Here is a 7,439-nt window from a genome sequence, read left to right as displayed (position 1 = left end):
TTTAAATCAAGGCTTTTTCTTCTGTATTTCTATGCCCCCTACAGGGCTCGAACCTGTGACCCATGGATTAAGAGTCCACTGCTCTACCAACTGAGCTAAGGAGGCTGGATGCTGTATTGGTACCGATGATCCACGGTTTGTATTGAACCCGCGACGTAAAAAGCAGGTGGGCGACTCGCTACTAACTTCAGTTGCTTCTGGGTGAGCCAGCCTGCACACTGTTAATAGACCTCTGTCTCCCGATAATACAAAAATTAGTCGGTCAACACTTATATGTGGATTCGTATACCACAGCAATTTCTATGTTCTTATAATACCACTTTTGAAAATTATTGCAAGAGGAAAAATCAATTTTTTTGCAATCGTTTTCGTTGATTCCTCTCGTATTACCTAGATAACTTATCGATCCGTTCTTTATTAGCTCCAAGAGCTCTTTCATATTTCCCGGTTTCATTGGGTTGGAAATAATTCACACCTCTTAATTTATCCGGAAGATATTGTTGTTTAACCCACTTTTCAGGATAAGCATGAGGATACTTGTAATCTTGTGCATTGCCCAGTTCCTTGCTTCCAGCATAGTGTCCATCTCTCAAATGACGAGGAATCGGTAAATTTCCTGATTTTCTAAGGTCTGCCAAGGCAGCATCCATAGCCATATAAGCCGAGTTTGACTTAGGAGATAAAGCTAAGTCAACAACTACATTGGCTATCAAAATACGAGCCTCTGGAAAACCTACTTTCTGTGCAGCTTCCAAAGCTGTAACCGTGTGAACTTGCGCATCAGGATTAGCTAAACCAATATCCTCGTATGCAATCACAGTCAAGCGTCGTGCTAGACTAGGGAGATCTCCTGCTTCAACTAAACGTGCTGCATAATGAAGACTGGCATTAACATCAGAGCCTCGAATAGATTTTTGCAAAGCAGAAAGCACATCATAGTGTCCATCACCGTCTTTATCCATGGTGATATAGCTACGTTGTAAACTATTTTCCACTGTATCTAAAGTAATATGACGAAATCCATCTTCTGAAGCTGGCGTCGACATGACAGCTAAGTCTAAGGAATTATAAGCCGAACGTAAATCACCATTAGTAGCCGTAGCAATAAAATCTAGAGCATCTTCATCTAACTGGACATCAAAGTCAAAGCCACGCTCCTTATCCTCTAGAACTCCTAGAATAGCTTCCTTAATATCCTCGTTAGAGAGTGGTTCCAATTCAAATATTTGTACACGACTACGGATGGCTGGTGTGACAGAAAAAAACGGATTTTCCGTTGTAGCCCCAATCATGATAATATTACCATTCTCTAAGAGTGGTAATAAAAAGTCTTGTTTAGCTTTATCCAAACGATGAATCTCATCTAGAAGCAGAACTAAGCTACCTGAAAATTTAGCCTCTTCCGCAATTTCCTGTAGGCGTTTCTTGCTATCAACAGTAGCATTAAAGGTTCTAAAAGCAAATTTTGTTGTTCCTGCAATAGCACTAGCTATTGAGGTCTTCCCGATTCCTGGTGGCCCGTAGAGAATCATTGACGACAGCATATTTGCTTCTACCATACGGCAAATAATTTTACCTTCACCAACCAGATGCTTCTGACCAATCACCTCTGAAATTGTACGTGGACGCATGCGTAGAGCAAGATTATCTGGCATCTTCTCTCCTTTTTTAACTGATTTTTTCTTATTATAATAAGCATATACTATTTTGTTACAAAAAGAAATTATAAATAGTTCTTGTCAAACCTAAATTCTTATGATAGAATGTTTTGGTATGTGGTGCTAGCACATCCGTAATAAATTCTACCTAGGAGGAAAACACGAAATGGCTAAAGTATGTTACTTTACAGGACGTAAAACTGTTTCTGGAAACAACCGTTCACACGCTATGAACAAAACTAAACGTGCCGTTAAACCTAACCTTCAAAAAGTTACTATCCTTGTTGATGGTAAACCTAAAAAAGTTTGGGCTTCAGCTCGTGCGCTTAAATCTGGTAAAGTTGAACGCGTTTAATCTTATTGGATATAGAGAGATGACTTTAGTCATCTCTTTTTTGTTCATCGTCTTTCCCTTTTGGCTATACTTATGTTATAATAAAGAACTAACAGATAATTCTTATAGAAAGAAGGTGTCAGTATGGGATTTACAGATGAAACTGTTCGTTTCAACCTAGACGACGGTAGCAAAGATGAAATCAGTAATACTTTGACAAATGTCTACCGTTCGTTGGCTGAGAAAGGTTATAATCCTATCAACCAAATCGTCGGTTATGTTCTGAGCGGTGACCCTGCTTATGTTCCGCGTTATAATGACGCCCGTAACCAGATTCGTAAATACGAACGTGATGAAATCGTTGAAGAACTCGTTCGCTATTATCTTAAAGGAAATGGAATTGACCTCTAATGCGAGTAATGGGACTTGATGTTGGCTCAAAAACAGTAGGAGTTGCGATTAGTGATCCCCTCGGTTTTACAGCCCAAGGCGTTGAAATTATCAAAATTGACGAGGAGGCTGAAGAGTTTGGTTTTGACCGACTAGGCGAACTCGTTAAAGAATATAAGGTAGAAAAATTTGTCGTTGGTCTTCCTAAAAATATGAATAACACTGAAGGACCGCGTGTTGAAGCAAGCAAAGCTTATGGAGACAAAATCAAGGAAATCTTTGAAATTCCTGTAGATTACCAAGATGAGCGCTTGACAACTGTTCAAGCCGAGCGTATGTTAGTTGAACAAGCAGATGTCAGCCGTGGTAAACGTAAAAAAGTTATTGATAAATTAGCTGCCCAACTTATTCTACAAAACTACCTCGATCGAATGTTTTAAGAAAGTGTAATAGAGACCTAATAGCCATACGAAAATCTAGTAAACTACCAAGCAAATATACTAGATTTTTATCACTATTCAGCGCTCTCTTCAAAAAGGAGAACAATATGTCACACAATCACGACCACAACCATGATCATGAAGTCATCACTTTAGTAGACGAACAAGGAAATGAAACACTTTTTGAAATCTTGTTGACTATTGATGGACGCGAAGAATTTGGTAAAAACTATGTTCTTTTGGTACCAGCTGGTGCTGAAGAAGATGCTAACGGAGAAATTGAAATCCAAGCATACTCATTCACTGAAAATGAAGACGGTACTGAAGGCGACCTTCAACCAATCCCTGAAGATTCAGATGCTGAATGGGATATGATTGAAGAAGTTTTCAATAGCTTTATCGACGAAAACTAATAAATAATCAATGCCATAGGTAAAGAAATGACTTGTTAAAAAGAGATTGGGATATTGTATCTCAGTCTCTTTTTTAGATATTTTTTTCTTAAATGTAAGAAATTAGAGGAAAATTGACTAAATGGTATTATCTGATATACTTTAAATAAGACAATTAGGGGATAAGACCCTTTTATTTATAACTTTCCAAATGTCAACAAAGGAGTTTAATTGTGAGTCCATACAACAAAGACAATACTTTAGATTCAAGTGGCTACCAAGGTTATCATCGAAGCCACCATCGATCTCATACACAAGATAATCAATCCGAAAAGATTGAAGTGACAATTCAGGGACATACAGACGATTCTAATTCTTCTCAAACAGAGAAAAAAACTAAGATTTCAATTCCACGGAAGCATAAAGGTCATATTCTGATTCTCAGTTTGATTTTGAGTATTTTTAGTATATCAGTTCCCTACTTTACAGACTTTGCCAATAATATACAGTCTCAAAACCTTTACATTGCAAAAATGTTTGCCAATGGTAGCTTACCTTACTCTGACTTTTTTGCGACAGGTGGGTTCTTTTATTACTTCCTAGTTTCTCTGGCTTTCCGTTTAGGATCAACTCTTTGGCTAATTCCTATACAAACCCTTACCTACTATCTTTCTGGTACTTACCTTTACAAGACTGTCATGCACATGACAAGTAATAAGGAGATTGCCACTCTAATTAGTATCATTTTCTTTGTAATTAACGGCACATTTGGTTTTGGTGGTCTCTACCCTATCCAATTTGCCATGCCTTTTGTCCTAGGTGCCATCTTCTTCTTAACTCGTTACTTTGCGGGTCACAGTCGTGATGAAGCCTTTATTCTTTACGGCTTCGCTGGCACTGCGGGAGCTCTTTTTGAAGCTCGAACTCTTATTTTCTGGATATTGTCACTTGTGACAATCTTCGTTTACAACCTTGTCAACAAACACTTTGCTCGTGGTTTTTATCAAGTTCTTTGTATTATTTTTGGTAACATTCTAGTATTGTATCTATGTCTTTACTTTATCCTAAATTTACAAATTACATCAGACTATGTTAACCAAGTTTTGGTTTACAACTTTACACAACTCACTGTAGAAAAAAATAACTTTCTACTTACGTTAGCTTACCAAAGTTTTGCTGTTATCGGCTCTGGATTACTTATTGGTGCACTTACTACAAGCAACCACCTTATGGGCTATGCTAAAGATAAGAGTATCAAGTGGGTACTACTCCTTAGTTTTATCTTTACAGTGGTTTACAGCTTGTTCTCTCAAAGTTTTGGACTTTACAGTATTCTCAACATCGTACCTTATGGTCTAGTCTTGACAGCACTTTCTTTAGATGATGCTATTAAAAAAAGAGCGAAGCGAACCTCTCACCGACGTCGTAATGCTAACCAAATCCACACGCTAAAAGTTTTTGGTATCTTCCTTAGCCGTAATTATTTCTTACCTATAATAGTTTTTGCATTTGCCTTTGCTATGCCAATCATCATGTTCCTATTTAATTTAGGAAATAATGCTGAACGTAGCACTGTCGCAAATTACCTCGCTAAAAATACCAAGAAAGATGAAACTATTTACGTTTATGATTCATCAGCAAAAATTTATTTGAGAAGTAATCGTAAATCAGCTTCACCATTTGTTCTTCCAGAACTTAACACAGCTAAACCAAGTCATCAAAAGGCTCTTTTAGACACTCTTATTCAGGACTCTGCACAATATATCGTTGTCCAGCAAGATACGCAATTGCCTTCTGAGATTAAATCGACACTTTCAAAAAACTATAAAAAAGCACCTGTAAAAGGCGTTGAACGATATACTGTCTATGTCCTAAAATAGGTTGAAAAATCAATATATAGTGGTTGATATAAAAATATACCACAATATATTGATTTTTTTTTACCTAGTGCTATAATTAGTAGCGAGGTGATTTTTAGATGATTACATTAGAACAAGAAAAGGTTACAGTCAACCCTGATATCAAAGTCATCAAACGCGATGGTCGTATGGTTGTCTTTGATTCAAGTAAAATATATGAAGCTATTCTCAAAGCAAGTGAGGCTATTACACCTATCACACCAATAATTGAGACTAAATTGGAGGGAATTGCCACCCGTATTGTGGCCGAAATCAATGATCGATTCTCTCACAATATCAAAATATACGAAATTCAGAGTATCGTAGAGCATGAGTTACTCGAAGCTAACGAATACGCTATTGCTCAAGAATACATTAACTACCGTACCAAACGTGATTTTGAGCGTTCTCAGGCTACTGATATCAATTTCACCATTAACAAACTGGTTAATAAAGATCAGGCTGTTGTTCATGAAAATGCCAATAAAGATAGTGATTTATACAATACACAACGTGATTTAACCGCAGGTATTGTTGGAAAATCCGTTGGACTTAAGATGCTTCCTCCACATGTAGCAAATGCTCATCAAAAGGGAGATATCCATTTCCACGATTTAGACTACAGCCCTTACACGCCTATGACAAACTGTTGTTTGATTGACTTCAAAAGTATGTTGGCAAATGGTTTTAAAATCGGTAACGCTGAAGTAGAAAGTCCCAAATCCATTCAAACTGCAACAGCACAAATTTCACAAATCATCGCAAATGTTGCCTCTAGTCAGTATGGTGGATGTACAGCAGACCGCATCGATGAGTTCTTAGCGCCTTATGCAGAACTCAACTACAAGAAACATTTAGCAGATGCTAAAGAATGGGTGACTGAGGAAAAACAGGAAGACTATGCTCGTGCTAAAACGCGTAAAGATATTTATGATGCTATGCAATCTCTTGAGTACGAGATAAATACACTTTTCACCTCAAATGGTCAAACACCATTCACCTCTCTCGGTTTTGGTTTGGGAACAAACTGGTTTGAGCGTGAAATCCAAAAAGCCATCCTACAAGTTCGTATTTTAGGACTTGGCTCCGAACACCGTACAGCCATTTTCCCTAAACTCATCTTCACCCTAAAGCGCGGACTTAACTTGGAACCTAATTCACCTAACTACGACATTAAACAGCTAGCACTTGAATGTGCTACTAAGCGTATGTATCCAGATATCCTATCATATGACAAAATCATTGAATTGACAGGTTCCTTCAAAGCCCCTATGGGATGTCGTTCCTTCCTTCAGGGTTGGAAAGATGAAAATGGCGTTGAAGTTAATTCTGGACGAATGAATCTTGGCGTAGTCACCCTTAATCTTCCTAGAATTGCCCTAGAATCTAAAGGAGACCAAGATAAATTTTGGGAAATTTTTGAAGAAAGAATAGGAATTGCTAAAGATGCTCTTGTTTACCGAGTTGAACGGGTAAAAGAAGCTACACCTGCCAATGCACCTATTCTTTATCAGTATGGTGCATTCGGTCAACGACTTGGCAAGTTCGACAATGTAGATCAACTCTTTAAACATCGTCGTGCAACCGTATCACTTGGTTATATTGGGCTTTATGAAGTAGCAGCTGTTTTTTATGGTAGCGATTGGGAGACTAATCTAGAAGCCAAGACATTTACTATAAATATCGTTAAAGCCATGAAAAATGCTTGTGAAAGTTGGTCTGACGAATATGACTATCATTTCTCTGTTTATTCAACACCATCAGAAAGCTTAACAGATCGTTTCTGTCGCTTGGATACTGAAAAATTCGGTGTTGTAACTGATATCACAGATAAAGAATATTACACCAACTCTTTCCACTACGATGTTCGTAAAAATCCAACACCATTTGAAAAATTAGAATTCGAAAAAGTTTACCCAAAAGCTGGTGCAACCGGTGGATTTATCCATTATTGTGAGTATCCAGTCCTCCAACAAAATCCTAAGGCACTTGAATCTGTCTGGGATTTTGCCTACGACCGTGTCGGCTATCTTGGTACTAATACTCCAATTGATAAATGCTACAAGTGTGATTTTGAAGGGGATTTCACTCCAACAGAACGTGGATTCATGTGCCCTAACTGTGGCAACACAGATCCAAAAACAGTTGATGTCGTCAAACGCACATGTGGTTATTTAGGAAATCCACAGGCTCGCCCTATGGTTAAAGGACGCCACAAAGAAATCTCTGCCCGTGTGAAACATATGAATGGTTCAACCATAAAATATGAAGGTAAACACCTTTAATAAGACCTAGAATACATTATAATAAACTAGAAGCAGCTGGAT

Annotated in this window: 7 protein-coding genes, 1 tRNA gene and 1 other RNA gene; 6 read left to right on the top strand and 3 right to left on the bottom strand. The window is 37.8% G+C overall.

Translation table 11 applies throughout. The features are described 5' to 3' along the window. Positions 1-32: 32 nt before the first annotated feature. The 3 genes from HMPREF9425_RS00350 to HMPREF9425_RS00345 form a co-directional block, all read right to left on the bottom strand. A tRNA-Lys gene (locus HMPREF9425_RS00350) sits at positions 33-105 on the bottom strand. Then, positions 106-300, bottom strand: a non-coding RNA gene (gene ssrS, locus HMPREF9425_RS09140) — 6S RNA. Positions 301-386: 86 nt separating this feature from the next. Next, complete coding sequence (locus HMPREF9425_RS00345; RefSeq protein ID WP_003092076.1) at positions 387-1,655, bottom strand: replication-associated recombination protein A; 1,269 nt, start codon at positions 1,653-1,655, stop codon at positions 387-389. 169 nt (positions 1,656-1,824) lie between these two features. Between HMPREF9425_RS00345 and rpmB the strand changes: the two genes are divergently transcribed. From rpmB to nrdD, 6 genes are all read left to right on the top strand, one after another. Then, positions 1,825-2,013, top strand: a complete 189-nt coding sequence (gene rpmB, locus HMPREF9425_RS00340) for a 50S ribosomal protein L28 (RefSeq protein WP_002885786.1) — start codon at positions 1,825-1,827, stop codon at positions 2,011-2,013. A gap of 123 nt (positions 2,014-2,136) precedes the next feature. Further along, positions 2,137-2,403: an IreB family regulatory phosphoprotein gene (locus HMPREF9425_RS00335; RefSeq protein ID WP_002885737.1), complete on the top strand. Its 267-nt coding sequence runs from the start codon at positions 2,137-2,139 to the stop codon at positions 2,401-2,403. Then, positions 2,403-2,822 (top strand): Holliday junction resolvase RuvX, encoded by a 420-nt coding sequence (gene ruvX / locus HMPREF9425_RS00330; protein WP_003091988.1) that lies wholly within the window; start codon positions 2,403-2,405, stop codon positions 2,820-2,822. The genes HMPREF9425_RS00335 and ruvX overlap by 1 nt, the downstream gene beginning before the upstream one ends. 107 nt (positions 2,823-2,929) lie before the next feature. Continuing rightward, positions 2,930-3,235, top strand: coding sequence for a DUF1292 domain-containing protein (locus tag HMPREF9425_RS00325; RefSeq protein WP_002887079.1), 306 nt, complete (start codon positions 2,930-2,932; stop codon positions 3,233-3,235). A gap of 212 nt (positions 3,236-3,447) precedes the next feature. Further along, positions 3,448-5,094, top strand: a complete 1,647-nt coding sequence (locus tag HMPREF9425_RS00320; RefSeq protein WP_003095809.1) for an MFS transporter — start codon at positions 3,448-3,450, stop codon at positions 5,092-5,094. Between the two features lie 98 nt (positions 5,095-5,192). Further along, positions 5,193-7,397 carry an anaerobic ribonucleoside-triphosphate reductase gene (nrdD, locus tag HMPREF9425_RS00315; protein ID WP_003095802.1) on the top strand — a complete coding sequence of 735 codons (2,205 nt, stop codon included), beginning with the start codon at positions 5,193-5,195 and terminating at the stop codon, positions 7,395-7,397. Positions 7,398-7,439 lie beyond the last annotated feature (42 nt).

The sequence above is a fragment of the Streptococcus vestibularis ATCC 49124 genome (assembly GCF_000188295.1).
GTDB classification, from domain to species: Bacteria; Bacillota; Bacilli; order Lactobacillales; family Streptococcaceae; genus Streptococcus; species Streptococcus vestibularis.
The sequence above is the reverse complement of the archived record's forward strand: the minus strand, read 5'-3'. Positions and strand labels throughout refer to the sequence as shown.

What these genes read in the sequence shown, in the direction of transcription:
- nrdD (WP_003095802.1), top strand. Translation starts at nt 5,193, where the DNA reads ATGATTACATTAGAACAAGAAAAGGTTACAGTCAACCCTGATATCAAA.
- HMPREF9425_RS00345 (WP_003092076.1), bottom strand. Translation starts at nt 1,655, where the DNA reads ATGCCAGATAATCTTGCTCTACGCATGCGTCCACGTACAATTTCAGAG.
- ruvX (WP_003091988.1), top strand. Translation starts at nt 2,403, where the DNA reads ATGCGAGTAATGGGACTTGATGTTGGCTCAAAAACAGTAGGAGTTGCG.
- HMPREF9425_RS00335 (WP_002885737.1), top strand. Translation starts at nt 2,137, where the DNA reads ATGGGATTTACAGATGAAACTGTTCGTTTCAACCTAGACGACGGTAGC.
- rpmB (WP_002885786.1), top strand. Translation starts at nt 1,825, where the DNA reads ATGGCTAAAGTATGTTACTTTACAGGACGTAAAACTGTTTCTGGAAAC.
- HMPREF9425_RS00325 (WP_002887079.1), top strand. Translation starts at nt 2,930, where the DNA reads ATGTCACACAATCACGACCACAACCATGATCATGAAGTCATCACTTTA.